This is a genomic window from Streptomyces maremycinicus (genome assembly GCF_001184025.1).
GTDB lineage: Bacteria > Actinomycetota > Actinomycetes > Streptomycetales > Streptomycetaceae > Streptomyces > Streptomyces maremycinicus.
Window position 1 is genome coordinate 259,313 of the sequence record NZ_BBYG01000011.1, and the last position, 24,849, is coordinate 284,161.

Annotated in this window: 28 protein-coding genes and 2 pseudogenes; 21 read left to right on the forward strand and 9 right to left on the reverse strand. The window is 72.7% G+C overall.

All coding sequences use genetic code 11. The features are described 5' to 3' along the window. Window positions 1–7 precede the first annotated feature (7 nt). The 4 genes from AOQ37_RS11610 (at window position 8) to AOQ37_RS11625 (ending at window position 3,859) form a co-directional block, all read left to right on the forward strand. The gene (locus AOQ37_RS11610) at window positions 8–2,062 is read left to right on the forward strand and encodes a S9 family peptidase (protein ID WP_062643960.1); all 2,055 of its coding nucleotides are present in this window, start codon (window positions 8–10) and stop codon (window positions 2,060–2,062) included. Next, window positions 2,059–2,982, forward strand: a complete 924-nt coding sequence (locus AOQ37_RS11615; RefSeq protein WP_062643962.1) for a S66 peptidase family protein — start codon at window positions 2,059–2,061, stop codon at window positions 2,980–2,982. The genes AOQ37_RS11610 and AOQ37_RS11615 overlap by 4 nt, the downstream gene beginning before the upstream one ends. Window positions 2,983–3,053: 71 nt before the next feature. Next, window positions 3,054–3,287 (forward strand): lipopolysaccharide assembly protein LapA domain-containing protein, encoded by a 234-nt coding sequence (locus tag AOQ37_RS11620; protein WP_062643964.1) that lies wholly within the window; start codon window positions 3,054–3,056, stop codon window positions 3,285–3,287. Between the two features lie 20 nt (window positions 3,288–3,307). Next, the gene (locus tag AOQ37_RS11625) at window positions 3,308–3,859 is read left to right on the forward strand and encodes a GNAT family N-acetyltransferase (protein WP_062643967.1); all 552 of its coding nucleotides are present in this window, start codon (window positions 3,308–3,310) and stop codon (window positions 3,857–3,859) included. On the opposite strand, the gene AOQ37_RS11630 is transcribed toward AOQ37_RS11625, so the two are convergent. Further along, a complete protein-coding gene (locus AOQ37_RS11630; protein ID WP_062643969.1) occupies window positions 3,831–4,178 on the reverse strand; it encodes a DUF6204 family protein in 348 nt (115 codons plus the stop codon). The two genes, AOQ37_RS11625 and AOQ37_RS11630, sit on opposite strands and share 29 nt — an antisense overlap. 86 nt (window positions 4,179–4,264) lie before the next feature. After that, window positions 4,265–4,615: a VOC family protein gene (locus AOQ37_RS11635; protein WP_062643970.1), complete on the reverse strand. Its 351-nt coding sequence runs from the start codon at window positions 4,613–4,615 to the stop codon at window positions 4,265–4,267. Window positions 4,616–4,758: 143 nt separating this feature from the next. Between AOQ37_RS11635 and AOQ37_RS11640 the strand changes: the two genes are divergently transcribed. The 14 genes from AOQ37_RS11640 to AOQ37_RS11705 all read left to right on the forward strand — a co-directional run bounded on the left by AOQ37_RS11640 (window position 4,759) and on the right by AOQ37_RS11705 (window position 15,794). Beyond that, window positions 4,759–5,259 carry a phage holin family protein gene (locus tag AOQ37_RS11640; protein ID WP_062643973.1) on the forward strand — a complete coding sequence of 167 codons (501 nt, stop codon included), beginning with the start codon at window positions 4,759–4,761 and terminating at the stop codon, window positions 5,257–5,259. Window positions 5,260–5,521: 262 nt separating this feature from the next. Further along, window positions 5,522–7,378, forward strand: a complete 1,857-nt coding sequence (locus tag AOQ37_RS11645) for an FAD-dependent oxidoreductase (RefSeq protein ID WP_234436877.1) — start codon at window positions 5,522–5,524, stop codon at window positions 7,376–7,378. A gap of 4 nt (window positions 7,379–7,382) precedes the next feature. Continuing rightward, a complete protein-coding gene (locus AOQ37_RS11650; RefSeq protein WP_062643974.1) occupies window positions 7,383–9,239 on the forward strand; it encodes a transketolase in 1,857 nt (618 codons plus the stop codon). After that, on the forward strand, window positions 9,236–10,168 hold the full coding sequence (ligD, locus tag AOQ37_RS11655; protein ID WP_063781142.1) for a non-homologous end-joining DNA ligase: 933 nt from the start codon (window positions 9,236–9,238) through the stop codon (window positions 10,166–10,168). Before AOQ37_RS11650 ends, ligD begins: the two co-directional genes overlap by 4 nt. Before the next feature lie 45 nt (window positions 10,169–10,213). Then, window positions 10,214–10,654, forward strand: coding sequence for a gas vesicle protein GvpO (locus tag AOQ37_RS38630; protein WP_078890152.1), 441 nt, complete (start codon window positions 10,214–10,216; stop codon window positions 10,652–10,654). 54 nt (window positions 10,655–10,708) lie between these two features. Beyond that, on the forward strand, window positions 10,709–11,149 hold the full coding sequence (locus tag AOQ37_RS11665) for a gas vesicle structural protein GvpA (RefSeq protein WP_062643977.1): 441 nt from the start codon (window positions 10,709–10,711) through the stop codon (window positions 11,147–11,149). Further along, window positions 11,146–11,898 (forward strand): GvpL/GvpF family gas vesicle protein, encoded by a 753-nt coding sequence (locus AOQ37_RS11670; RefSeq protein ID WP_062643979.1) that lies wholly within the window; start codon window positions 11,146–11,148, stop codon window positions 11,896–11,898. Before AOQ37_RS11665 ends, AOQ37_RS11670 begins: the two co-directional genes overlap by 4 nt. Window positions 11,899–11,909: 11 nt before the next feature. Next, complete coding sequence (locus AOQ37_RS11675) at window positions 11,910–12,173, forward strand: gas vesicle protein GvpG (RefSeq protein WP_062643981.1); 264 nt, start codon at window positions 11,910–11,912, stop codon at window positions 12,171–12,173. Next, window positions 12,170–12,955: a hypothetical protein gene (locus AOQ37_RS11680; RefSeq protein ID WP_062643983.1), complete on the forward strand. Its 786-nt coding sequence runs from the start codon at window positions 12,170–12,172 to the stop codon at window positions 12,953–12,955. Before AOQ37_RS11675 ends, AOQ37_RS11680 begins: the two co-directional genes overlap by 4 nt. Next, window positions 12,952–14,160: an SRPBCC family protein gene (locus AOQ37_RS11685; RefSeq protein ID WP_062643984.1), complete on the forward strand. Its 1,209-nt coding sequence runs from the start codon at window positions 12,952–12,954 to the stop codon at window positions 14,158–14,160. Before AOQ37_RS11680 ends, AOQ37_RS11685 begins: the two co-directional genes overlap by 4 nt. Next, window positions 14,157–14,558, forward strand: coding sequence for a gas vesicle protein (locus AOQ37_RS11690; RefSeq protein WP_062643986.1), 402 nt, complete (start codon window positions 14,157–14,159; stop codon window positions 14,556–14,558). Before AOQ37_RS11685 ends, AOQ37_RS11690 begins: the two co-directional genes overlap by 4 nt. Next, entirely contained in the window at window positions 14,555–15,328 is a 774-nt protein-coding gene (locus AOQ37_RS11695; RefSeq protein WP_062643988.1) for a GvpL/GvpF family gas vesicle protein, read from the forward strand. The genes AOQ37_RS11690 and AOQ37_RS11695 overlap by 4 nt, the downstream gene beginning before the upstream one ends. Then, the gene (locus AOQ37_RS11700; RefSeq protein ID WP_057602494.1) at window positions 15,325–15,513 is read left to right on the forward strand and encodes a gas vesicle protein; all 189 of its coding nucleotides are present in this window, start codon (window positions 15,325–15,327) and stop codon (window positions 15,511–15,513) included. The genes AOQ37_RS11695 and AOQ37_RS11700 overlap by 4 nt, the downstream gene beginning before the upstream one ends. Beyond that, entirely contained in the window at window positions 15,510–15,794 is a 285-nt protein-coding gene (locus tag AOQ37_RS11705) for a gas vesicle protein K (protein ID WP_062643990.1), read from the forward strand. Before AOQ37_RS11700 ends, AOQ37_RS11705 begins: the two co-directional genes overlap by 4 nt. A 46-nt stretch (window positions 15,795–15,840) precedes the next feature. Here AOQ37_RS11705 and AOQ37_RS11710 read toward each other — a convergent pair whose 3' ends face one another. The 3 genes and pseudogenes from AOQ37_RS11710 to AOQ37_RS11720 form a co-directional block, all read right to left on the reverse strand. Beyond that, window positions 15,841–16,011, reverse strand: a complete 171-nt coding sequence (locus AOQ37_RS11710; protein ID WP_057602533.1) for a hypothetical protein — start codon at window positions 16,009–16,011, stop codon at window positions 15,841–15,843. A gap of 98 nt (window positions 16,012–16,109) precedes the next feature. Then, a complete protein-coding gene (locus tag AOQ37_RS11715; RefSeq protein ID WP_062643991.1) occupies window positions 16,110–16,931 on the reverse strand; it encodes a class I SAM-dependent methyltransferase in 822 nt (273 codons plus the stop codon). Window positions 16,932–17,169: 238 nt separating this feature from the next. Further along, a pseudogene (locus AOQ37_RS11720) lies at window positions 17,170–17,731 on the reverse strand (phosphatase PAP2 family protein); the annotation flags it as partial. Window positions 17,732–17,798: 67 nt separating this feature from the next. On the opposite strand from AOQ37_RS11720, the gene AOQ37_RS11725 reads away from it, so the two are divergent. The 3 genes and pseudogenes from AOQ37_RS11725 to AOQ37_RS11735 all read left to right on the forward strand — a co-directional run. Further along, window positions 17,799–18,458, forward strand: a complete 660-nt coding sequence (locus AOQ37_RS11725; protein ID WP_062643993.1) for a histidine phosphatase family protein — start codon at window positions 17,799–17,801, stop codon at window positions 18,456–18,458. 80 nt (window positions 18,459–18,538) lie between these two features. Continuing rightward, on the forward strand, window positions 18,539–20,158 hold the full coding sequence (locus AOQ37_RS11730) for an ABC-F family ATP-binding cassette domain-containing protein (protein WP_062643995.1): 1,620 nt from the start codon (window positions 18,539–18,541) through the stop codon (window positions 20,156–20,158). Window positions 20,159–20,288: 130 nt separating this feature from the next. Continuing rightward, a pseudogene (locus AOQ37_RS11735) lies at window positions 20,289–20,510 on the forward strand (DUF6158 family protein); the annotation flags it as partial. Window positions 20,511–20,777: 267 nt separating this feature from the next. Here the strand turns inward: AOQ37_RS11735 and AOQ37_RS11740 are convergent. The 4 genes from AOQ37_RS11740 to AOQ37_RS11755 all read right to left on the reverse strand — a co-directional run bounded on the left by AOQ37_RS11740 (window position 20,778) and on the right by AOQ37_RS11755 (window position 24,593). Then, window positions 20,778–21,320, reverse strand: a complete 543-nt coding sequence (locus AOQ37_RS11740) for a type 1 glutamine amidotransferase domain-containing protein (protein WP_062643997.1) — start codon at window positions 21,318–21,320, stop codon at window positions 20,778–20,780. A 58-nt stretch (window positions 21,321–21,378) separates the two neighbouring features. Further along, window positions 21,379–21,759 carry a DUF2795 domain-containing protein gene (locus AOQ37_RS11745; protein WP_062643999.1) on the reverse strand — a complete coding sequence of 127 codons (381 nt, stop codon included), beginning with the start codon at window positions 21,757–21,759 and terminating at the stop codon, window positions 21,379–21,381. A gap of 155 nt (window positions 21,760–21,914) precedes the next feature. Continuing rightward, complete coding sequence (locus AOQ37_RS11750; protein ID WP_062644001.1) at window positions 21,915–22,697, reverse strand: AraC family transcriptional regulator; 783 nt, start codon at window positions 22,695–22,697, stop codon at window positions 21,915–21,917. Window positions 22,698–22,796: 99 nt separating this feature from the next. After that, window positions 22,797–24,593 carry a thiamine pyrophosphate-requiring protein gene (locus AOQ37_RS11755; RefSeq protein ID WP_062644003.1) on the reverse strand — a complete coding sequence of 599 codons (1,797 nt, stop codon included), beginning with the start codon at window positions 24,591–24,593 and terminating at the stop codon, window positions 22,797–22,799. Between the last annotated feature and the right edge of the window lie 256 nt (window positions 24,594–24,849).

A 24,849-nucleotide genomic window follows, 5' to 3' on the forward strand; every position in this document is an offset into this window, starting at 1 on the left:
GGAGAACGTGCAGGTCCTGCCGTACGGTTCCTGGCCCTCGCCCATCGACGCGGCCCTCGCGGCCGCGCACGACGGGCGCCCCGAGTACGTCGGCTGGGTCGGCGACGAGGTGTGGTGGACCGCGCCCAGGCCGGCCGAGCACGGCCGCCGCACCCTCGTCCGGCGCCGGCCCGACGGTACGGAGGAGTCCGTACTGCCGGCGCCCTGGAACGTCCGCAGCCGGGTCGTCGAGTACGGCGGACAGCCCTGGGCCGGAGTCGTGCACGAGGGCCGGATCCTGGTGGTCTTCGTGCACTTCGCCGATCAGCGGCTGTATGTGTACGAGCCCGGGTCGGCGTCCGGGGGCGGCCCGCGCCCGCTCACCCCCGTCTCGTCCGTGGGAGGCGGACTGCGCTGGGTGGAGCCGCAGTTGCTGACGGCGCGCGGGGAGGTGTGGTGCGTGCTAGAGGAGTTCACGGGCGAGGGGCCGACCGACGTGCGCCGGGTGCTCGCCGCGGTGCCGCTGGACGGCTCGGCCGCCGACGACCGGGCCGCCGTGCGTGAACTCACCGACGGGCGGCACCGGTTCGTCACCGGCGCGCGTCTCTCGTCCGACGGGCGCCGGGCCGCCTGGCTGGCCTGGGACCATCCCCGGATGCCGTGGGAGGGCACGGAGGTGGTCGTCGCCGACGTCGCGCGGGACGGCACCCTGAGCGGCGCCCGGGTGGTGGCCGGCGGCCCGGGGGAGTCGATCGCGCAGGTCGACTGGATGCCGGTGACGGCGTACGGGCCGAGGTCGCCGGACCACGGCCGACGGTCCGCGGGCGACGGGGAGCGGTCCGCGGAGGACGGACGGCAGCCCGCGGCGGACCGCCTGCTGTACACGAGCGACCGCGGCGGCTGGTGGAACCTGTACCGCGACCACCGGCCCGTCTGCCCCCGCGAGGAGGAGTTCGGCGGCGCCCTGTGGAAGCTGGGGCAGCGCTGGTTCGCGCCGCTGGAGAGCGGCCTCGTCGCCGTCGTCCACGGCCGGGGGGCCACCGTGCTCGGGATCCTCGACCCGGAGACCGGCGAGCTGGTCGACGCGGCCGGACCGTGGACGGAGTTCGCGCCCACCCTCGCGGTGCAGGGCGACCGTGTCGTCGCCGTCGCGGCCAGTCCGCGCAGCGCGTACGAAGTGGTGGAGCTGGACGCCAGCACCGGCCGGGCCCGGGTGATCGGGGCCGCGCACGACGACGCGGTGGACCCGGCCCACTACCCCGAGCCCCGCATCCGCACGTTCACCGGCCCCGACGGGCGGGACGTCCACGCCCACGTCTATCCGCCGCACCACCCCGGACACGTCGCGCCCGGCCACGAACTGCCGCCCTACGTCGTGTGGGCGCACGGCGGGCCCACCGACCGCGCCCCGCTCGTGCTGGATCTGGAGATCGCCTACTTCACCTCCCGGGGCATCGGGGTCGTCGAGGTCGACTACGGCGGCTCGACCGGGTACGGGCGGGAGTACCGGGAGCGGCTGCGCGAGCAGTGGGGCGTGGTCGACGTCGAGGACTGCGCGGCCGTCGCCCTGGCGCTCGCCGACGAGGGCACCGCCGACCGCGGGCGGCTGGCCGTCCGGGGCGGCAGCGCGGGCGGTTGGACCGCCGCGGTCTCGCTGGCCGCCACCGACGTCTACGCCTGCGGCACGATCCGCTACCCCGTGCTGGACCTGGTGGGCTGGGCGACGGGGGAGACCCACGACTTCGAGTCGCGCTACCCGGACAGTCTCGTCGGGCCGCTCGCGCAGGTGCCCGCCCGCTACGCGGAACGCTCGCCGATCGAGCACGCGGACCGGATCACCGTGCCGTTCCTGCTCCTCCAGGGGCTGGACGACGTGATCTGTCCGCCCGCCCAGTGCGAGCGGTTCCTGGCCCGGCTGGCCGGACGGCCGGTCCCGCACGCGTACCTGGCGTTCGAGGGGGAGGGACACGGGTTCCGGCAGGCGGCAACGACGGTGCGCGCCCTGGAGGCCGAGCTGTCGCTGTACGCTCAGGTGTTCGGGCTGTGCCCGCCCGGAATCCCCAGGTTGGAGCTTGTGCGGTGAAGGAACTCGTGCGGCCGTCCCGGCTCGCCCCCGGCGCCCGGGTCGCGGTCGTCGCGCCCAGCGGACCGGTGGCGGAGGACCGGCTGGAGGCCGGCCTCGACCTGCTGCGCGGCTGGGACCTCGACCCGGTGGTCGCCCCGCACGCACTGGACCGGGACGACCGGCTGCCGTACCTCGCGGGCACCGACGCCGACCGGGCCGCCGACCTCCAGCGGGCCTGGTGCGATCCGGGCGTCGACGCCGTGCTGTGCGCACGCGGCGGCTACGGCGCCCAGCGGATCGTCGACCTGCTCGACTGGGACGCCATGCGGGCGGCCGGACCGAAGGTGTTCGTCGGCTTCAGCGACAGCACCACCCTGCACGAGGCGTTCGCCCTGCGGCTGGGCCTGGTCACGCTGTACGGGCCCGCGGCCGCGGGCATCGACTTCATCAAGAGCGCCCGGGGGCAGGAGCACCTCAGGGCCACCCTGTTCGCCCCGGATACCGTCCGCACGCTCGCCTCCGCAGGTACGGCCATCGCGCCGGGCCGGGCGCGGGGCGTCACCCTGGGCGGCTGCCTGGCCCTGCTGGCCACCGGCCACGGCACCCCGCACACCCGGGCGGGTGCCCGCGGCGGGCTGCTGCTGATGGAGGACGTGGGCGAGCGGCCGTACAGCGTCGACCGGGCCCTGACGCAACTCCTGCGCACCGGCTGGCTGGACGGCGTCGAGGGGGTGGCGCTCGGCTCCTGGGACCGCTGCGGCCCCTACGAGGAGCTGCGCCCGGTGCTCGTGGACCGGCTCGGCGGCCTCGGCGTCCCCGTCGTCGAGGAGCTCGGGTTCGGTCACTGCGAGGGGGCGCTGACCGTGCCCTTCGGCGTGTCCGCCGTGCTCGACGCGGACGAGGGCACCCTGACCCTCGACGCTCCCGCCCTGCGCTGATCCGGGGAGCGCCTCACCCGGAGGGCGCGTCTCGCCGTGCGGGCGAGCGGCGCAGGGACCAGGCTGGTGGCATGAGCCCGAAGACCTCCAGGAGCAGGAACGAGGCTCTGACACCGGGCCGGATCGTCGTCCTGGCGCTCGCCGTCCTCACCCTGGTCTTCATCTTCCAGAACACCAGCCCCACGGAGATCCGGCTGCTGGTCCCCGAGGTGACGGTGCCGCTGTGGACGGCGCTCCTCGCGATGTGGATCATCGGCGCCCTGTGCGGAGCCTCCTTCGCGTACTTCAGGAAACGCCGCAAGTGACCTCGTCGTAGGCTGTGCCGATGCCGCACACCGCATCCCGATACCTCGCCGAGGGCCCCCGCGTGGGCATACGCCACTTCACCCACGAGGACGGGCCGGAGTTCACCGCCCGCGCGCGGGAGAGCAAGGACCTGCACCACCCGTGGCTGTTCCCGCCGCTCACCGCGGACGCGTACACGGCCTACGCGGGCCGGCTGATCGAGGACCCGTCGAAGGCCGGCTTCCTCGTGTGCACCCTGGAGGACGGGGCGGTCGCCGGGTTCGTCAACATCAACAACATCGTCGAGGGCGGCTTCCAGTGCGGAGCCCTCGGCTACGGGGCCTTCGCGCACGCGGCCGGGCGCGGGCTGATGCGCGAGGCGCTCGACCTCGTGATGGACCACGCGTTCGGTCCGATGCGGCTGCACCGGCTGGAGATCAACGCGCAGCCCGGCAATGTCGCCTCGATCGCCCTCGCCCGTGGCTGCGGCTTCCGCAAGGAGGGGTTCTCCCCGAAGATGATCTACATGGACGGAGCCTGGCGGGACCACGAGCGGTGGGCGATCACCGTCGAGATGCGGACTTGTAGTTGATCTTCATCGTGTCGAGGTCGGTGACCGTCGACCGCAGCCCGGTGAAGCCGTGGCCGAGTTCGCGCAGCGTCGCCTCGGCGCGCTCCTCGGCGAGCGCGCCCGCCATCTCCTCGCCGTCCGCCGCGTCCGACACCACCACGTACCGCATCGAGAAGTGCTTCAGCGGAGACGGCTCGTACGACAGCGTGCCCTCCTCGGTGAACCGCATACTCGTCAGACCGTGGTCGGCGGCCTCGGCGAGGAGGCGGGACCGGCTCTCGTCGGTGAGGCCGTCCCAGGTGCCTCGGACGATCACCCGGTAGGTGTGCTGCTCGCTCACTGCCGCTCCTTCGCGCCTGTCGTCGAACGCCCGACTCTACGTCCGCGACGACCCGCCGCCCACGGAATTTCCCCGCGCCCGGCGCCTCACGATCCGCGCCGGTCGACGTACTCGTACACCGTGCCGTCCGGGTGCCGGGCGATCAGGTTGCGGCCCACCGGGGTCGGTACCGGACCGGCGATGACATCCGCGCCCAGCGCGGTGAGGGTCCGGTGGGCCTCCTCCACGTCCGCTACCGCGATCGTCGCGGCCACCTTGCGCAGCAGCTCCAGTTCGGCCGGGGGCCCGCTCATCAGCAGGAAGCAGCCGACCGCGGCCACTTGTACCCCGCCCCGCTCGAAGCGGAGCGCGCCGGTGCCCGCCAGCCGCTCGTAGAAGGAGACCGAGCTCTCCAGATCGTCGACACAGACACGCAGTGTGGCTCCCAGAATGTCCATGCGGACGAGCCTAGTTGGGACGACCCCGGCGAGGTGATCCCTTCACCCGATCCCCGCCCGCTCCCCGCTCCCGCCCGCTCCCCGACGCTCCGGCGGGCGCGTCCACGGAGTTAAGCGTCGATGACAGCGGGTACCCGAGGCCCATGGAGCGCATGGATCACCTGGAGCATCTGGACAAGCATCTGGTCGACGAGCTGGCGCAGGTGGCGCGCGAGACGATCCGCGAGGAACTGCGCGAGCAGACCCGCAAGCAGCGCCGTACGGCCATGATGTACGCGGCGTCCGGCGCCGTCGCCCTCTACGCGGGCGCGGCCGTCGCCCTCGCGGTGGGGCTCGCCCTCGACATCGGCCTGCCGGACTGGGCCGCGGCACTCATCACCGCCGCGATCCTCGCCGCCGTGGCGTACCTGCTGCGCGGCGCCGCCAGGCCGCACGCCTCGTCCCCGGCCGCGGCAGGCGTCGGGACCGCGCCGGACGCGGGCCCCGGCCGGGTCGTCGGCGGCACCCCGCCGGCCGCACCGCCCGGCGGTACCGGCCTGCCCTACCCGCCGATGCCGCCGACCGCGCCCGGCGCCCAGGTGCCGGAGCCGGGCGGCGCACCGCGCGCCGACGACATCGACCCCGAGCGGCCGCACCGGCTCTGACGCGCGGTGCACCGCGGCCGAAGCGACGCGCCCGCGTCACGTGTTCGGCATCCGGGCGGCCCCGCGGCACCTGCTGCCGCGGGGCCGCCCGGCGTCTGCGGGCGTTCCCGGCCTCCCCCCGCGGCCGTCGCGTTCCGGACACCGGCGGCCCGGAGGGGACACCGGCGCAACGTTTGGGGGCTCCTGCCTGGGGGACGCGGAAACCTCCGTACGCACACCGCCCGCACCCCTTCGGAGGCCCACCTTGAGGCGTCCCCGCATCGTGATCGTCGGAGCCGGCTTCGCCGGCTACCGGGCGGCCCGCACCCTCGCGCGGGCGGCCAGGGGCCGGGCCGACATCACACTGCTCAACCCGACCGACTACTTCCTGTACGTGCCCCTGCTGCCCCAGGTGGCGGCGGGCATCCTCGAGCCGCGCCGGGTCACCGTCTCCCTGTCGGGCACCCTGCGTGAGGTGCGGCCGGTGCTCGGCGAGGCCGCGGACATCGACCTCGACGCGCGCACCGTCCACTACACCAACCCCGAGGGCGACCGGGGCACCCTCGATTACGACCGGCTCGTGCTCGCCGCCGGCAGCGTCAACAAGCTGCTGCCCGTTCCCGGCGTCGCCGAGCACGCACACGGTTTCCGCGGTCTGCCCGAAGCCCTCTACCTGCGCGATCACCTCACCCGGCAGGTGGAGTTGGCCGCCTCGGGCGCCGATGCGGCGGAACGCACGGCGCGTTGCACCTTCGTCGTCGTCGGCGCGGGCTACACCGGCACCGAAGTCGCCGCACAGGGCCAGCTGTTGACCGACGCCCTGGTCCGCGCGCACCCCCTGCGCCAGGGCATGCGGCCGCGCTGGCTGCTGCTCGACGTCGCGTCGCGCGTCCTGCCCGAGCTGGACGAACGGCTCTCCCGCACCGCCGACCGGGTGCTGCGCGAACGGGGCGTCGAGGTGCGGACGGGGACCTCGGTCAAGGAGGCGACCCGCGAGGGAGTCCTGCTGACCGACGGCGAGTTCGTCGGCACCCGCACCCTGGCCTGGTGTGTGGGCGTCCGGCCCGATCCGCTGGCCGAGGGGCTCGGGCTGCCCATGGAACGCGGTCGGCTGCTCGTCGAACCGACCCTTCAGGTGCCGGGCAGGCCCGAGGTGTTCGCGTGCGGCGACGCGGCCGCCGTGCCGGATCTGGAGCGGCCCGGGGAGTACACGCCGATGACCGCGCAGCACGCGTGGCGGCAGGGCAAGGTGGCCGGGCGCAATGTCGCCGCCTCGCTCGTCGAGGGCGGCGGTGCGGCAGGTCTGCGGCCCTACCGACACAAGGACCTGGGGTTCGTCGTGGACCTGGGCGGGGTGCAGGCCGCGGCCAATCCGCTCGGCGTCCATCTCTCCGGCCCCGCGGCCGGCGCGGTGACCCGCGGCTACCATCTCGCCGCCATGCCCGGCAACCGCGTGCGGGTCGCCGCCGACTGGCTGCTGGACGCCGTACTCCCGCGTCAGGAGGTCCAGTTGGGGCTGGTGCGGTCCTGGTCGGTGCCGCTGGACACGGCGTCGCCGGAACTGGCGCGGGCACCCGGGGACATCGCACGCGAACGCTCGGCATCCGGCCCCGGCGCGGCCACCGCGGCGGACGTGCACGGCACGGACGGCGCGGACGGCCCGAGCACGCACGGCTCGAAGCCGAGCACGGACGGCCCGAGCACGGACGGCTCGAACCCGACCACGGACGGCTCGACCACACACGGCTCGACCACGCACGGCACGACCACACACGTCACGACCACACACGTCACGACCACGGACGACAGGAACGAGGCGAACGACATGAAGGACGGGAACGAAGTGAACGAGGCGAACGACGCGAAGAAGGCGGCCGGCGGGTCCGGCGAGCACCACCCCTCCCCGGAGGACGGCTCCCAGTCGATCACCTCGCCGACCCCCGAGGTGGGACAGCATTCGGGCGGCGGGAGCGGGGCCCGGGTGGGCCAGTCGTCGCCGGAGGAGGGCTCCCAGTCGATCGACTCGCCGACCCCCGAGGTGGGCCGGCACAGCACCGGGCCGGCGCGGAAGCCGTCCGGCCGGGACGGGGCGGGGAACGAGCCCGACTCCGGCGACGACAGCGCGGAAGGAGACCGGTAGCCCGATGGACACCGCCGAACTCATCGAACTCGGCCAGCAGTTGCGGGTCGACAGCGTACGCGCCGCCGCGGCTGCGGGGTCCGGGCATCCGACGTCCTCGATGTCGGCCGCGGACCTGATGGCCGTCCTGCTCGCGAACCACTTCCGGTACGACTTCGACCGGCCGGCGCACCCGGGCAACGACCGCTTCGTCCTCTCGAAGGGCCATGCCTCCCCGCTGCTGTACTCCGCCTACAAGGCCGCCGGAGCCATCGACGACGAGGAGCTGCTGACCTTCCGCGCGCTCGGCAGCCGGCTCGAGGGGCACCCGACGCCGCAGCGGCTGCCGTGGGTCGAGACGGCCACCGGCTCGCTCGGCCAGGGGCTCCCGGTGGGCGTCGGCATCGCGCTGGCCGGCAAGCGGCTGGACCGCGTCGGCTACCGCGTGTGGGTGCTGTGCGGCGACAGCGAGATCGCCGAGGGTTCGGTGTGGGAGGCCGCCGAGCACGCGGGCCACGAACACCTCGACAACCTCACGGTGGTCGTCGACGTCAACCGGCTCGGCCAGCGCGGCCCCACCCGGCACGGCCACGACCTCGACGCCTACGCCCGCCGCTTCCAGGCCTTCGGCTGGCACACGATAGAGATCGACGGGCACGACGTGGACGCCGTCGACCGCGCCTACGGCGAGGCCGCCTCCACCCTGGGGCAGCCCACCGCGATCCTCGCCCGCACCCTCAAGGGCAAGGGCGTCCGCTCCGTCGAGGACCGCGAGGGCATGCACGGCAAGCCGCTGCCCGACGCCGACGAGGCGGTCGCGGAACTGGGCGGCGTCCGTGACCTGCGGGTCCGGGTGCGCGAGCCGGCCGACGCCCGCATGCTGCACTCCGTCCCCACCGGGCCCCTCGTGCTGCCCCGCTGGGAGGGAGAGGACCGCGAGAAGGGTGTGGCGACCCGTGACGCCTACGGCAAGGCCCTCGCGGCGCTCGGCACTGCCCGCGAGGACGTGGTCGCCCTCGACGGCGAGGTGAGCGACTCCACCCGCGCCGAGGCCTTCGCCAAGGAGCACCCCGACCGGTTCTTCGAGTGCTACATCGCCGAACAGCAGCTCGTCGCCGCGGCGGTCGGTCTCTCGACGCGCGGCTGGGTGCCGTACGCCTCCACGTTCGCCGCCTTCCTGACCCGCGCCCACGACTTCGTGCGGATGGCCGCGGTCAGCGGGGCCGGGATCAACCTCGTCGGCTCGCACGCCGGGGTCGCCATCGGACAGGACGGGCCCTCGCAGATGGGTCTGGAGGACCTGGCGATGTTCCGGGCCGTGCACGGCTCGACCGTGCTCTATCCCTGCGACCCCCACCAGACCGCGCGGCTGGTCGCCACCATGGCCGGCCTGGACGGTGTCCGCTATCTGCGCACCTCACGCGGCGCCGACCCGGTGCTCTACGGGCCGGACGAGGAGTTCCCCGTCGGCGGCAGCAAGGTGCTGCGCTCCTCGGACCGTGACCGGCTCACGATCGTCGCGGCCGGCGTCACCGTGCACGAGGCGCTGAAGGCCGCCGAGGCGCTCGAAGGCGAGGGCATCGCGGTCCGGGTCGTCGACCTCTACTCGGTCAAGCCGGTCGACCGGGCGACGCTGCGGCAGGCGGCCGAGGAGACCGGTCTGCTGCTGAGCGTGGAGGACCACCACGAGCAGGGCGGTCTCGGGGACGCGGTCCTCGACGCCTTCCTCGACGGGCGGCCGGTGCCCCGGCTGGTGCGGCTCGCCGTCCGGACGATGCCCGGCTCGGCGAGCCCGGCCGAGCAGCTGCACGCGGCGGGCATCGACGCCGAGTCGATCGCCGCGTCCGCCCGGCTGCTGGTGGAGCAGGCGATCGCGCCGTGAGCGGTGACGACGTACGCAAGGTGCGGGTGGGCCGGCGCAGCGTCGAGGTCCACCGGCCGGACAAGGTGCTCTTCCCGGGCGGCGAGGACGCGAAGCAGTACACCAAGGGCGACCTCGTCGCCTACTACCGGTCGGTCGCCGCCTTCATGGTGCCGCAGCTGCGTGGTCGTCCGCTGATGCTGGAACGGCATCCGGACGGGATCGAAGGCCCCCGCTTCATGCAGAAGAACACCCCCGAGCACTACCCGGAGTGGATCACGCGGGCCGAGGTGGCCAAGGAGGACGGCACCGTCCGCCACACCGTCTGCGACGACTCCGCCACCCTCGCCTACCTCGCCGACCAGGCCTGTCTCACCCCGCACCGCTGGCTCTCCCGGGTCGGCCGGGTCGACCGTCCGGACCTGATGGTCTTCGACCTCGACCCGGCCGACGGCTCCCCTTTCGCCGCCGTCCGGGAGGCCGCCGAACAGCTCGGCGAGCTCCTCGACCAGCTGCGGCTGCCCTCGGCCCTGATGACGACGGGCTCCCGCGGACTGCACGTCGTCGTCCCGGTCGACGGGCGCGACGACTTCGACGCGGTGCGCGGCTTCGCCCGGGACGCCGCCGAGCTGCTCGTCGCGGAGCACCCCGACCGGCTGACCACGGCCGCCCGCAAGAAGGACCGCGGCGACCGGCTCTACCTGGACGTCCAGCGCAACGGCTACGCGCAGACGGCCGTCGCCCCCTTCGCGGTGCGCGCGCTGCCCGGGGCGCCGGTCGCCATGCCCGTCAGCTGGGAGCAGCTTGGCGATCCGGAGCTCGGTCCGCGCCGCTGGACCATCGCCGACGCGGCCGAGCAGGCCCACACCCGTCCCTGGTCGGCGCTGCCGGGCCGCGGACGCGCCCTGGGCCCCGCCAGGCGCCGGCTCGACGCACTCCGTGCCTCGTGAAGGTTTGGCCAAGAGCCTTCGGGCCACCCGGAAGAAGAGGTGGCCATGGTGAACACAAAAGACACATCAGAGTCACATGCATCACGCGAACCACATAAGACTTCACAAAGAACCCAGAAGCCCCAGAGACCCCAGAGAACAAAGAGAACACAGAGTCCGGAGCGTGCCCGGACCACGACGAACAGGGAAGGCAAGGACGACGTGGCGGAGGACCGGCCGAGCCCCATGGAGGTGCTGCGCGAGGCGCGCGCCCAGCTCACGGAGCTGACGGGCATGACCGCCGAGAGCGTCTCCTCCTTCGAGCAGACGGAGGACGGCTGGTCCCTGGACGTCGAGGTCCTGGAGCTCGCCCGCGTGCCCGACACGATGAGCCTGATGGCGAGCTACCAGGTGGATCTCGATCCCCAGGGGCAGCTCACCGGCTACCGGCGCGTTCGCCGCTACGAGCGGGGGCGCTCCGACTCCCATCGGCCGGGCGGCCGCTAGGCCGTCGGCCCGCATTCGTTCCCGATCATCCACACAGAAGGAGGAGCGGTCGACATGACCGTTGTCCCGGCACAACAGTCCGGTGGTGGAGGCGGCTCCAGCGGCCTCTACGACGTGCTGGAGCTCGTCCTCGACAGGGGTCTCGTCATCGACGCGTTCATACGGGTCTCCCTGGTCGGAATCGAGATCCTGAAGATCGACGTACGGGTCGTTGTGGCCAGCGTGGACACCTATCTGCGCTTCGCCGAGGCGTGCAACCGACTGGACCTGGAGGCGGGGCCGCGCAAGAGCCCGGGCCTGCCCGACCTGGTCGGCGAGATCACCGAGTCCGGCGCGCGCGGCAAGTCCAAGGGCGCGCTCTCCGGCGCCGCGGAGACCATCTCCGGCGCCTTCAAGCAGGCCCGTGACGAGGGCTCCTCCAAGGAGGAGGAGCGGGAACCCCGGCCGCGGACGCGCAAGAGCACCACCGCGCGCCGTAAGGAGGAGCAGGAGTGAGCACCTACGTGTACGGCATCGTCGCGAGTTCGCACGCGGACCTTCCGGACGGGCTGTCCGGTGTCGGCGACCCCGCCCTGCCGGTGCGCGTCCTGAAGGAGGGCACCCTGGCGGCGATCGTCAGCGACGCCCCCGAGGGACTGCGGCCCAAACGCAGGGAGCTGCTCGCCCACCAGACCGTGCTCGCCGAGGCGGGTGCCGACGGCTGCGTGCTGCCCATGCGGTTCGGCAGTGTCGCGCCCGACGACAGTTCGGTCACCGGGGTCCTCGCCGAGCGCGCCGAGCACTACGAGGAGCGCCTGCGGGCCCTCGAGGGCAAGGTCGAGTACAACATCAAGGCCTCGCACGTCGAAGAGGCGGTCCTGCACCAGGTGATGGCGGACAGCCCCGAACTGCGTGGCCTCGCGGAGTCCAACCGGCAGGCGGGCGGCGGCAGTTACGAGCAGAAGATCCAGCTCGGCGAGATGGTCGCCGCCGCGGTCAAGGCCAAGGAGGCCGAGGACGCGGCCGACGTGCAGCAGAGCCTCACGCCGCTGGCCTCGGCCACCAGCGTGGGCCCCGAGTCCACGGGCTGGCTGGTCAACGTCTCGTTCCTGGTGGAGCGCGACGCGGCGGCCGGCTTCCTGGAGGCCGCGGAGGAGCTGCGGGTGGGCCGTCCGCACCTCGAACTGCGGGTCAACGGGCCGCTGCCGCCGTACAGCTTCGTCGAGCCCGGCCCGGCCGCGACGGCGGACGCCGGGACGGAGTAGGCAGGTGCGCCATGGGACTCATCTCAGAGGTGCTGCTGCTGCCGTTCGCCCCGGTGCGCGGCAGCGGCTGGGTGATCGAACAGGTGGTCAAGGAGGCCGAGCGGATCTACTACGACCCCGCCACGGTCAGAGCCGAACTCGCCCGTCTGGAGCAGCGGTTGGACGCCGGCGAGATCACTGAGGAGGAGTTCGACGAGGAGGAGGACGTACTCCTCGACCGGCTGGAGAGCGCTACGCGCAGAAGCGCGGGAACGGACGACGGGTGGACAGGATGAACCGGACGGCAGTGGGACTCGCGGTCGGGGCCGGATATCTCCTCGGGCGCACCAAGAAACTGAAACTGGCGCTGGCCGTCGGTTCCTTCGTGGCCGGCAAGAAGCTGAACCTGACCCCCAAGGGCATCGCGGACCTGGTCTCCCAGCAACTGCGGGACAACCCGCAGTTCAAGGAGATCGGGGACCAGCTGCGCCAGGATCTGCGCGGGGTCGGCAAGGCCGCTTCCGGCGCCATGGTCGAGCGCCAGATCGACGCGCTCGCGGACCGGCTGCACGGCCGCACGGCCGAGGTGCGCGACCAGCTCGAGGGCGTCGTGCCCGGCGGCCGGGAGGACGACGAGGCGGACGAAGAGGCGGACGACGAGTACGACGACGAGCCTCAGGACGCCGACGAGGACGAGGAGCCGGAGGGCTCCGAGAACGACGAGGACGAGGCCGAAGAGGCCGACGAGGACGAGGCCGAAGAGGCCGACGAGGACGAGGCCGACGAGGACGAGGCCGACGAGGACGAAGCGGACGAGGACGAAGAGGGCGAGGAGGAGCCGCCGAGGAAGACGGCCAAGAAGGCGCCCGCCAAGAAGGCGCCCGCGAAGAAGGCGCCCGCGAAGAAGACGGCCAAGAAGGCCCCCGCGAAGAAGGCGCCCGCCAAGAAGGCTCCGGCCCGCGCCACCGCCGCGAAGAAGACCGCGTCGACCCGTAAGACGGGCGCGAGGACCGCATCGAGGGCTGCCTCGGGTACCGGCACCCGGGCCCGGCGGCCGAAGGGAGGCGACGACCGATGACCGAGACCCTCGGATCGGCCAAGTCCGCGACCTCCGCGGCCGGCAAGTCGGCGGGCGGCGGCAACCCGCTCTCCGGAGTCGCCAACAGCGAGGCCGCCGACCGGCTGAAGGCAGAGGTGCAGGAGTACCTCGCCGCGCAGGCCACCCGCCTGCTGACCGGCGTCGGGCACAAGCTCGGGGACACCACCGCCAAGCTGAACGACATCGCCGAGGGCAACAGCCCCGGCTTCGCCAAGCTCGCCCTCGAAGGCGGCCGCAAGGTCGCCGAGGGCAAGGGACCGCTGCGCACCGCGATGGAGCTCGGCGGCTCGCGGATCAAGGACAAGGTGACCGGGGCGTTCAAGAACCTCGGTGGCAAGGGCGGCAAGGGCAAGAAGAGCGCCGGCAAGAAGCCGACCGTGATCATGGAGACGATCGACGTCGGCGTGCCGCTGCGCACCGCCTACGACCAGTGGACGCAGTACCAGGACTTCAGCACCTTCGCCAAGGGCGTCAAGAGCGCGAACCGCGCCGACGACACCACCAGCGACTGGCAGGCGAAGGTCTTCTGGTCCAACCGGAGCTGGAAGGCGAAGACCACCGAACAGGTGCCGGACGACCGGATCGCCTGGACCTCGGAGGGCGCCAAGGGCACCACGAAGGGTGTCGTCTCCTTCCATGAGCTCGCCCCGAGCCTCACCCGGATCCTGCTGGTCATCGAGTACTACCCGACGGGTCTGTTCGAGAAGACCGGCAACATCTGGCGCGCCCAGGGCCGCCGGGCCCGCCTCGACCTGAAGAACTACGCCCGCTTCATCACCATCAAGGGGGAGGCGCAGGACAGCTGGCGCGGTGAGATCCGCGACGGCGAGGTCGTCAAGTCCCACGAGGACGCGGTGGCCGAGGAGGACGAGGAGAACGACGAGAACGGCGAGCCCGAGGAGAACGGCGAGCCGGAGGAGGGCGCCGAGGCGCGGGATGCCGAGGACGGCGGCCGGGAGGACGATGAGGAGGAGTACGAGGACGAGGAGGACGGCCCGTACGCCGAGGACGAGCCCGAGGACGAGGAAGCCGAGCCCGAGGGCGAGTACGAGGACGAGGAAGAGGAAGAGGAGGAGGGCGAGCCCGAGGCGGCCGAGGACGAGTACGACGAGTACGAGGAGGAGCCCGAGGAGGAGCCCCAGGCCGAGGACACCCGCCGCGGCAGGGGGAGGAGCCGGCGATGAGCATGCCGAGCCGGATGCCGGAGCCGTACGGCCAGGGCGGCGGCGCCAACCTGGCCGACATCCTGGAACGTGTCCTGGACAAGGGCATCGTCATCGCGGGCGACATCCGGATCAACCTGCTCGACATCGAACTGCTCACCATCAAGCTCCGTCTGATCGTCGCCTCGGTCGACAAGGCCAAGGAGATGGGCATCGACTGGTGGGAGGACGACCCGGCCCTGTCCTCCGGCGCCCGCCGCAACGAACTCGCGCGTGAGAACGCCGAGTTGCGTGAACGGCTGGCCCGGCTGGAGGAACTGGAGCTGGGTCGTGCCCCGGAGAAGAGCCGGGCCCTGAAGGAGGGGCGCGCCTCGAAGGAGAGCCGCGCCCCCGAGGACGTCCGAGAGGAGTCACCATGACCGGACTGCGGTACGTGTACGCCGTCTGTCACCCCCTTGGCGCGCCCCTCCAGGCCGACCTGTCGGGGGTGGCGGGCGATCCGCCCAGACTGCTCACCCACCGCGGCCTGATCGCCGTGGTCAGCCATGTGCCGGAGCGGGACTTCGCCGAGGAGCCGCTCCGGCGCCGTCTGGAGGACCTGGACTGGCTGACGGAGACCGCCCGTGCCCATCAGCAGGTGATCGACGCCCTCACGGCCGTCACCACACCGCTGCCGCTCCGGCTCGCCACGGTGTTCCGGGACGACAGCGGCGTCCGCGTGATGATGGAGGAGCGCGAGGAGGACTTCCGGCGCGTCCTGGAACGCCTCGCCGGGCGGGTGGAGTGGGGCGTGAAGGTGTATGTCGAGCCCGAGGCGCAGGAGCCCGAGGCGGCGGTGACGAAGCCCGCCTCGGGCCGGGACTACCTGATGCAGCGGCGCAGGAAGGCCCAGGCCCAGGACGACACCTGGCAGCGTGCCGAGCGGTTCGCCGGAAGTCTCCACGAGACGCTGTCGGCGCACGCCGAGGATTCCCGGCTCCACCCGCCGCAGAACTCCGCCCTGTCCAAGGCGTCCGGACAGAATGTGCTCAACGCCGCCTATCTCGTCCCCCGCGCGGATTCCGAGGAATTCGTGGAAATGGTGGACCGCACCAAGGGGGAGGAATCCGGAATGCGAGTGGAACTCACGGGACCGTGGGCTGCCTATTCTTTCGTGGAATCCGCCGGTGAGCCGGGGGAGGGCGCATGACCGTGGTGGAGCGCCGCGAGGTCGCCCTCGTCGACCTGCTCGACCGGCTGCTGGCCGGCGGGGTCGTCATCACGGGGGACATCACCCTGCGCATCGCGGACGTCGACCTGGTCCGCATCGATCTCAACGCGCTGATCAGCTCGGTCAACGAGCAGGTGCCGTCGCCCTGGGGGGAGTCGCTGTGACCGAACGCCGCAAGCATCTCGACCTCGAGCCCGACACGGTCGAGCGCGATCTGGTGAAACTCGTTCTGACCGTCGTGGAGTTGCTGCGCCAGCTGATGGAACGGCAGGCGCTGCGCCGCTTCGACACGGGCGACCTGAACGAGGAGCAGGAGGAGCGGATCGGGCTCACGCTGATGCTGCTCGACGACCGCATGGGCGAGTTGCGGGACCGCTACGGACTGCGGCCCGAGGACCTGAATCTGGACCTCGGGCCGTTGGGGCCGCTGCTTCCCCGGGAGTGAGTCGCTCACGCCCGGGGGAAGCGGGTGGTGCTTCGCCGCCTTCGGTTCACCACCTGTACCAGCGGCCCCTGCCTCCCGCGGACGTGGTCCCGCGAGCCAGGAAGCCGAGCAGCCAGAGAACGAGAACCGCGAGCGCGATCCACCAGAGCAACTTCACCGCGAATCCGGCACCGAAGAGAATCAGCACCAGCAGCAGAACCAGCAGAACGGGAACCATAGTGTCAACCTCCTGCAATGCGTGTTTCCCGCATTGCAGGAATCATTCTCGTTTCCTTTACGGAACGTCCCCGAACCGCCCGCGGATCAGGTGGCCATTCAGGTGGCCTTGCGGCACAGGATCTCCGCGTGCAGGACGGCGAACCAGCCGTCCTCCCGCCGCCCCCACTCCCGCCAGGCCTCCGCCACGGCGCGCAGTTCCTCCGCCGTGGCGTGGCCGCCCCGGGTGGCGCGCTCCGCGTACGCGGAGGCCACGGTCCGGTCGGCCCACAGGCCGCTCCACCAGGCCCGCTCCTCGGGCGTGCTGAACGTCCAGGTGGCGGAGGTGGCCGTGATGTCCGTGAATCCGGCGCTCAGCGCCCAGGACTTCAGCCGGCGTCCCGCGTCCGGCTCGCCGCCGTTGGCCCGGGCCACCCGCCGGTACAGGTCCAGCCAGCCGTCCATCCCGGACGAGGCGGGGTACCAGGTCATCGCCGCGTAGTCCGAGTCGCGGACGGCGACGTAGCCGCCCGGCTTCGTCACCCGCAGCATCTCGCGCAACGCCTGCACCGGGTCGCCCACGTGCTGGAGCACCTGGTGGGCGTGGACGACGCAGAACGTGTCGTCCGGGTGGTCCAGGGCGTGGACGTCGGCCACCGCGAAGTCGGTGTTGGTCAGGCCCCGCTCGGCGGCCGTGGCCCGCGCCTGCTCCAGGATCCCCGGCGCGTGGTCGACGCCGGTGACGTGTCCGTCGGGGACCAGGGCGGCCAGGTCGGCGGTGATGGTGCCCGGGCCGCAGCCGATGTCCAGGATCCTCATGTGCGGCTTCAGTGAACCGAGCAGGTAGGCCGCCGAGTTGGCGGCGGTCCGCCAGGTGTGCGAGCGCAGCACCGACTCGTGGTGTCCGTGCGTGTAGACGGCCGTCTCCTGTGCTTTCGACATGGCTCTACCCCTTCTCGACGAACCGGGTCCCCGGTTCCCACACCGTACGCCGATGCTCGGATGCTGAGACCATTCGTCTTGCCATGTGAACTGACGCCAAGTCAGTCGAGGCTCGCCCGCTCGCCCTTCGTGCCCTCGACGTCCGTGCCCTCGACGTCCACGCCTTCGAGCTCCATGGCCTCGACCTCCGTGCCGTCGTGCCGCGGCTCCGGGTGGCGTCGCCGCCGCAGCCGCGAGACGTGCCGGACGGCGAACGCGGCGCCCACGCCCAGCGCCGCGCCCGCGAGCACGTCGCTCGGGAAGTGGACGCCCGTGTACACCCGGGACATCGCCACCGAGAACGCGACCGGCGCCACCACCGCGCCCCACTCCGGCGACTCCAGGGCGACCCCGGCCGCGAAGGCCGCCGCCGACGCGGCGTGACCGGAGGGGAAGGAGGTGGTGATCGGCTGCCGCTTCAGCCGCCGCCCCCGCGGCACCGCGTCCAGCACGGGCCGGGACCGGCGCACCGAGCGCTTTCCGAGGGTGTTGATGGTGAGGGAGGCCAGGCCGAGGGAGGTCAGCCCGCGCACGGCGGCGCGGCGGGCCCGGGGCGTGCCGGACGCGGCGAGGACGGCCGCCGTCGCGAACCAGAGCAGGCCGTGGTTCGCGCTGCGGCTCAGTCGCGGCAGGACCGGCTCGGCGGCCGGCCAGTGCCGCTCGGCGGCGAACGCGAACACCTGGTCGTCGAGGGCGAGGAACGCATCGCGCAGGCCGTGCCGGCCGGGCTTGAGGACGGTGAGATCGACGTCGGACATCATCCGCTGCGGGTACCCTGAAGTGGCCGTTTCCTGCGCGGGGCGGCTGTCGAGACCGGAGGGTCACCGCATGCGCCTGCTGCTCGTCCGCCACGGCCAGACCCCCACGAACGTGGAGTACCTGCTCGACACGGCCGTGCCCGGCCCCGGCCTCACCGCACTCGGCGCACAGCAGGCCGCCGCGCTGCCGCGGGCCCTCGCCGACGAGGACATCGAAGCCCTCTATGTCTCCACCCTCCTGCGCACCCGGCTCACCGCCGCCCCGCTGGCCGAGGCGCGCGGTCTGGAGATCCTCGTCCGCGACGGCATCCGGGAGATCTCCGCGGGCGACCTGGAGATGGTGTCCGGCAACTCGGAGCGCGGCGAGCTCTACATGCGCACGGTGTTCGCCTGGGCGGCGGGCGACGTCGGGCTGCGCATGCCGGGCGGCGAGAGCGGCTCCGAGTTCCTGGCGCGGTACGACGCAGTGATCGCCGAGGCCGCGGCGAGCGGGGCGGGCACCGTCGCGATGGTCAGCCACGGCGCCGCGATCCGCGCCTGGGCGGCCACCCGCGCCGACAACGTCGACATTCCCTTCGCCGCGGCGAACCGCCTCGCCAACACCGGCACCGTCGTCCTCGAAGGCTCCCCGGCCGACGGCTGGAAGGCCCTGTCCTGGGCGGGCGCGACGGTCGCGCCGGCGGGCGAGGGCGGCCCGGCGGGACAGCCGGTGCCGGGCGCCGGCGGCTGACGGGCGACGGTCCGCCTCCCCGGCCGGGCCGCGCATAACGGTTTGCCGCATCCCGTGGACGGCCCGCAGAATGCGTCCTCATGGGACACCTGGAAGCCGCGCACCTCGAGTACTACCTCCCCGACGGGAGGGCGTTGCTCGGCGACGTGTCCTTCCGGGTGGGTGAAGGGGCCGTGGTGGCGCTGGTCGGACCCAACGGCGCCGGCAAGACGACCCTGCTGCGGCTGATCTCGGGCGAGCTGAAACCGCACGGCGGCACCGTCACCGTGTCCGGCGGTCTCGGGGTGATGCGCCAGTTCGTGGGCTCCGTGCGGGACGAGACGACCGTCCGCGACCTGCTGGTGTCCGTGGCCCAGCCCCGTATCCGCGAGGCTGCGCGGGCCGTCGACGAGGCGGAGCACGCGATCATGGCCGTCGACGACGAGGCCGCGCAGCTCCAGTACGCGCAGGCCCTCTCCGACTGGGCCGAGGTGCGCGGGTACGAGGCCGAGACCCTGTGGGACATGTGCACCACGGCCGCGCTCGGCGTCCCCTACGACAAGGCCCAGTTCCGCCTCGTGCGCACCCTCTCCGGCGGTGAGCAGAAGCGGCTGGTGCTGGAGGCGCTGCTGCGCGGCACCGACGAGGTGCTGCTGCTCGACGAGCCGGACAACTACCTCGACGTGCCCGGCAAGCGGTGGCTGGAGGAGCGGCTGAAGGAGACCCGCAAGACGGTCCTGTTCGTCTCCCACGACCGCGAACTCCTCTCCCGTGCCGCCGAGAAGATCGTCTCCGTCGAGCCCGGCCCGGCCGGAGCCGACGCCTGGGTGCACGGCGGCGGCTTCGCCACCTATCACGAGGCCCGCCGCGAACGCTTCGCCCGCTTCGAGGAGCTGCGCCGCCGCTGGGACGAGAAGCACGCCCAGCTGAAGAAGCTGGTCCTGAGCCTGCGTCAGGCGGCCTCCATCAGCCATGAGCTGGCCTCCCGCTACGCGGCGGCCCAGACCAGGCTGCGCAAGTTCGAGGAGGCCGGCCCGCCGCCGGAGCCGCCCCGCGAGCAGGACATCACGATGCGCCTCAAGGGCGGCCGCACCGGCGTGCGCGCGGTCACCTGCAAGGGACTCGAGCTGACCGGTCTGATGCAGCCCTTCGACCTGGAGGTCTTCTACGGCGAGCGGGTCGCCGTCCTCGGCTCCAACGGCTCGGGCAAGTCGCACTTCCTGCGGCTGCTGGCCGGCGACACCGTGGCGCACACGGGGGAGTGGAAGCTCGGCGCGCGCGTGGTGCCCGGACACTTCGCGCAGACCCACGCCCATCCGGAGCTGCTCGGCCGCACCCTCCTGGACATCCTGTGGAGCGAGCACTCCCAGGACCGGGGCGCGGCCATGTCCCGGCTGCGCCGCTATGAGCTGACCCAGCAGGCCGAACAGAGCTTCGACCGGCTGTCCGGCGGCCAGCAGGCCCGGTTCCAGATCCTGCTGCTGGAACTGCAAGGAGTCACGGCGCTGCTCCTCGACGAGCCCACCGACAACCTCGACCTGGAGTCCGCCGAAGCCCTCCAGGAGGGCCTGGAGGCCTTCGAGGGCACGGTCCTCGCCGTCACCCACGACCGCTGGTTCGCCCGCTCCTTCGACCGTTACCTGGTCTTCGGCAGCGACGGCCGGATCCGGGAGACCGCCGAGCCGGTGTGGGACGAGCGGCGCGTGGAGCGGGCCAGGTAGGCGGGGGCCGGGCGGGGCGGGCCCGCGCGGCGGCCCGGGGGCCCGCCGACCCGAATGTTCGTACAGTGGATGCGGAGACGTGCTCACGGGTGGGACACCCGAACCGCACGGACGACACGACGAGCGGGGCATGACCATGACCGGAGTCGACCCGGACCGGCTGGACGACCAGCAGCTGATGAAAGAGCTGGAGACGATCCACCGCACGCGCCACGACACCCTGCTGTACGGCTCGAACGACGCCCTGCGCGCCCACAACGGCCGCATGGCCCAGCTGGAGGGCGAGTACCTGCGCCGCAACCCGCGCCGCTTCGTCTCGCCCGGCCGCACCCGGGACGGGGCGAGGGAACGGGCCGTGGAAGCCGGCCGAGCCCGCTCGCGCCAGACCCCGGCCGGCAGCCGGACGGGCGCGGAGGGCGCCCCGGCGCAGACTCCGGTCGGCGGGGCCGAGACCCCGGTCGGCAAGTGGGGCCCGGGAACGGCGAGCGGCCCCGGCGGGGCCTGAGCCCACCGGAGCCACCCGACCGCACAGCGCGCGCGGCCCGGCCGCCGGACGACCCGCGCGGCCGGGCCGTCGACCGATGCCGACCGCCGACGGCCCGCCGCCGGTGCCCCGCGGTCAGCCCGCCTGCTGTGCGAACACCTCCAGGAACGCCCCGCTGAAGGCCTTCAGGTCGTCCGGCTTGCGGCTCGTGACCAGCTTGTTCGGCCCGTGGTCGCAGATCTTGACCTGCTCGTCGACCCAGGTGGCGCCCGCGTTGCGCAGATCCGTCCGCAGGCTGGGCCACGAGGTCAGCACCCGGCCCCGTACGACGTCCGCCTCGATGAGGGTCCAGGGGGCGTGGCAGATCGCGGCGACCGGGCGGCCCTGCTCGAAGAAGTCCTTGACGAACGCCACGGCCTTGTCGTCGCCACGCAGGAAGTCGGGGTTCGCGACGCCGCCCGGCAGGACCAGCCCGCCGAACGACTCCGCGGACGCGTCACCGACCACCTCGTCGACCCGGAAGGTGTCCGCCTTGTCGAGATGGTTGAACGCCTGGATCTCGCCGGCCTCGGTCGACACCAGGACGGGCTCGTGGCCCGCGTCCGCCGCCGCCTGCCAGGGATCGGTGAGCTCGACCTGCTCGACGCCTTCGGGCGCCGCCAGAAACGCGATGCGCATGGGGTTCAACGTCCTTTCCGTGTCCTCGCGGTGTCTGTCGTTGCTGCGGTGCCCGCCGTCACCGGCCGCGGCCCACCAGGGCCTCGGCCAGTTCCTGGACGTTGGTGTACCGGTCCTTGCCCGGCAGCTGCCGTACCGCGTCCACCAGCGCGTCCGGCGCGTTCTTGCGGCGCAGGCCCACGGCGAGCGCGCCCGCGCCAGCGGGGAAGGAACTCCGTCCCAGGGTCCGCGCCAGCTCCAGCCGCACGGTCTCCAGCGTCGCCCGGGAGCTGCCGGGCACCACCGGCCCGCCCCAGAGCTCGGGGTCGTCCTCGGCCGACGGTTCGGGGTCGTGCCACTCCTCCACCCGCGTGGGGTGTCCGGACCTCAGCAGACCCTGCAATTCGTGCTTCATCTCGTCGTCCCGGTGCACGCTCAGCCGGTCGCTGCCTCGCTGCATGTCTCTCCCTCCAGGACCTTCCTCAGGTCGTTCCTCGGATCCTTCTTCGGGTCCTTCTCGGTCGGTGCGCACCGCGTACCCGAGGACAGGAGGCCGACACGGGGTCGCTCCGGTTCACCGCATCCGAGGTGGACGGGGCGGCGGTGGATCCGCGGCTACCGGCCGTCGCGCAGGTCCGCCCGGTAGCGGCCGGGCGTCTGACCGACGACCTCGGAGAAGGCGTCGATGAAGCTGGACGGATTGGACCAGCCGCAGGCCACCGCGGTCTCGGTGACGGACATGCCGTCGCTGAGACGGGCCAGGGCCTGATGGATGCGCAGGACGGTGCGCCAGCGGTGGAAACTCATGCTCAGTTCCGTGCGGAACAGCCGGCTCAGCGTGCGCTCGCTCGCCCCCACCGCGCGGCCCAGCTCCGCCAGGGTGGCCGGCCGGGCGGGATCCTCGTGCAGCAGCGCGGTCGCGGCGCGCAGCCGGTCGTCACGGCCCTCGGGCAGGTGCAGGGACTGCTCGGCGGCGTCCGCGAGTTCGTCCACGACCACGGCGAGCAGCCGCCCGTGCGCGCCGGGCCGTCTCTCCGGACCGTCGGTCAGGGCCAGCAGGGCCTCCCGCAGGAGCGGGCTGACCGCGTAGACGCTGGGGTGACGCACGAGCCCGCCGCACTGTTCGAGCGGGACGACGACGAGGCGCACGTCGGTCCGGCCGTAGAAGCGGTGGGAGTGGGCGAAGCGCGGCGGCGTCCAGGTGACCCGGTTGGCCGGGGCGACCCAGGTCCCGCGTTCCGTCGCGGTGGCCAGGGCGCCGGCGGCGGCGTACACGAGCTGCCCGTGAGCATGCGAGTGAGGGTCGAGCCGGTAGCCGTGCGGCAGCCACGCGCCCCCTCGCAGGATCGGCTCGTCCCGCTCGGTGGACGTCGGCGAGGGCTGACGGGTTTCCGGCATCGGGCGTCAGTTTACCGACCATGTCGAACGACCGAGCGCGACAGAAGGGCTGGTCCGCTGTCCGCCGCAACCGCGCGTCGGCCGTTCGGCAAGGCCGGGCTACTTCTCCTGCCGCCCCGGCAGGAACTCCTGCACCTTCGCCATGAAGCCCTGCCTGATCATGGAGCCACCGTCCGCGTCGCCCTTGAGGGCCGAGGCGACCGTGGCCTCGATCTGCTCCCAGGTGGCGTGCGGCGGTACCGGCGGCACGGCCGGATCGGTGAGGAACTCGACGACCGCCGGTCCGTCCGCCTCCAGGGCCGTACGCCAGCCGCGTTCGACGTCCTCCGGCGTCTCCACCCGCACTCCGGTCAGCCCCAGGGAGCGGGCGAACGCCGCGTACGACACGTCGGGCAGCTCCTGCGAGGGCAGGAACGACGGGGCGCCGCCCATCGCGCGCATCTCCCACGTCACCTGGTTGAGGTCGCGGTTGTTCCACACCGCGACCACCAGCCGCGGGTCCGACCAGCGGTCCCGGTACTTGGCGGCCGTGATCAGCTCGGCGAGTCCGTTCATCTGCATCGCCCCGTCCCCGACCAGCGCGATCACCGGCCGGTCCGGATGGGCGAACTTCGCGCCGATCGCGTACGGCACACCGCAGCCCATCGTCGCCAGCGTGCCGGAGAGGGAGCCGCGCATGCCGTCGCGCAGCGTGAGGTGGCGGGCGTACCAGTTCGCCACCGAGCCCGAGTCCGAGGTGACGATCGCGTCGGGCGGAAGCAGCGGGGACAGCGCGCGGGCCACGTACTCCGGGTTGATCGGGTCCGCCGACACCCGTGCCCGCCGGTCCAGCACGTCGTCCCAGCGCCGGACGTTGTCACAGACGGTGTCGAACCACTCCCGGCCGCGTTCCTCGCCCCTGATCATGGGGATCAGCCGGCGCAGGGTCTCCCGCGCGTCGCCGACGAGGTTCACCTCGTACGGGTAGCGCATCCCGATCATGTGCGGATCGATGTCGATCTGCACGCCCCGGGCCTTGCCGAACTCCGGCAGGAACTGCGAGTAGGGGAAGGACGAGCCGATCGTCAGCAGGGTGTCGCAGTCACGCATGAGTTCGTAGGACGGGCGGGTGCCGAGCAGGCCGATCGAGCCGGTGACATACGGCAGTTCGTCGCTCAGGGCGTCCTTGCCGAGCAGCGCCTTCGCGACGCCGGCGCCGAGCAGCTCGGCGATCCGCTCGACCTCGCCGCGGGCCCCGGCGGCGCCCTGACCGACCAGGATCGCCACCTTGTCGCCCGAGTTGAGGAGATCGGCGGCCCGGCTCAGGGCCTCCTCCGACGGGATCGTCGTCCCGGCGCTCAGATCGAGACTGGACGGCACCATCTTGAACTCGTGGGTGGGCGCCGCGTAGGTGAGCTCCTGCACGTCCCCGGGGATGATGACCGCGGTCGGGCAGCGGCGGGCGTACGCGGTGCGGATCGCCCGGTCCAGGACGTTCGGCAACTGCTCGGGCACCGTCACCGTCTCGACGAACTCCGAGGCGACGTCCTTGAACAGGGTGTGCAGGTCCACCTCCTGCTGGTACGAGCCGCCCATCGCCGAACGGTGCGTCTGGCCGACGATCGCGAGGACCGGCACATGGTCGAGCTTCGCGTCGTACAGACCGTTGAGCAGATGGATCGCACCGGGCCCCGAGGTCGCCACGCACACCCCGAGGCGGCCGCTGAACTTGGCGTAGCCGACCGCCTGGAACGCGGACATCTCCTCGTGCCGCGACTGCACGAAACGGGGCTCGTCCCCGGCCCGGCCCCAGGCGGCGAGCAGGCCGTTGATGCCGTCGCCGGGATAGCCGAAGACCTGCTCCACCCCCCACTCCCGCAGCCGCTGAAGGACATGGTCGGAGACCTTGACGCTCATGGAAGTGACCTCCTGGGCAGGGGACATGGACACGATGTGAAGGTCGTGTTCCGTTCCGTGTGACCCCAGGGGCCGCCGGAAAACCTGGGCGGGTGTTTGGCGGGGGGAGTCCGGGGCAGGCGCGCCACAGTGCTTCGGACCGGAGGCACGTCCGTGAGAGGCCGCGACTTCGCGTCCCCCGGCAGCCCGGTCGGGCCGCTGTCGCGCTTCCCCGGTGACCGGCCAACCCAGAGCACTTCCGAGGGAGTTGCCACAC